General features: G+C 45.9%; 1 rRNA gene. It reads right to left on the bottom strand.

Features of this window, described 5'->3' with window-relative positions:
* Positions 1-89, bottom strand: a 23S ribosomal RNA gene (locus GTP58_RS30920); the annotation flags it as partial.
* Between the last annotated feature and the right edge of the window lie 201 nt (positions 90-290).

Raw genomic sequence — 290 nt, 5'->3', positions numbered from 1 at the left:
CTAGCTCCCCGCAGCTTATCGCAAGCTACTACGTCCTTCATCGCCTGTAATCGCCAAGGCATCCGCCATGTGCACTTATTCACTTGTCCCTATAACCTTGACGGCTATAGGCAAGCATTTACTACTTGTGATGATGAGTTTTACTACCCTAAGTGTGTAATTGCTTACACGCTTAAATAAAACTTTACTTCTTCCAGATTGTTAAAGAACGGTACAGCAGATAAGTGTGAGCACTTGAAGCGTGCGACTCTAGAAAGGAGGTGATCCAGCCGCACCTTCCGATACGGCTA

The sequence above is a fragment of the Duganella sp. CY15W genome, assembly GCF_009857555.1.
In the GTDB taxonomy this organism is placed as follows: domain Bacteria; phylum Pseudomonadota; class Gammaproteobacteria; order Burkholderiales; family Burkholderiaceae_D; genus Rugamonas; species Rugamonas sacchari.
Note: the sequence above shows the minus strand (reverse complement) of the source record. Positions and strands in the feature narration are given on the sequence as shown.